This is a genomic window from Deltaproteobacteria bacterium RBG_16_64_85 (assembly GCA_001798885.1).
Classification (GTDB): Bacteria; Desulfobacterota; Deferrimicrobia; order Deferrimicrobiales; family Deferrimicrobiaceae; genus FEB-35.
The window spans coordinates 5227-5524 of sequence record MGQW01000074.1; the positions used below are offsets into that span (position 1 = coordinate 5227).

The following is a 298-nucleotide window of genomic DNA, read 5'->3' on the forward strand; positions in this document are numbered from 1 at the left end:
AACCGCGCCGAGATGGAGAAGTGGTATCGGAGGGCGGCAGAACCGGGAAACGCTGCCGCCCCGTCGAACCTCGGTCTTATGGATGGCCAAGGCCGAGGTGTTCCGAAGAACCGCGCCGATATGGAGAAGTGGTATCGGAGGGCGGCAGAATAGGAAGACGTCGCCGCCGGGATCGTTCCTTTTGATCGGCTGGTGGCTCAAGTGATGACCCAGCCGCCCTACAACAAGGCAAGGCGCGTGTTCCGGATCATGGACAACGGGTCCTCCCATCGCGGTGCTGCCTGCGTGAAACGCCTGG

The 298-nt window shown here is 62.4% G+C and carries 1 pseudogene (cut by a window edge); it reads left to right on the forward strand.

Annotated elements, in window-relative coordinates:
• Window positions 1-153: pseudogene (locus A2Z13_02590) on the forward strand (hypothetical protein) (it extends 429 nt beyond the left edge of the window).
• The last annotated feature ends 145 nt before the right edge of the window (window positions 154-298 follow it).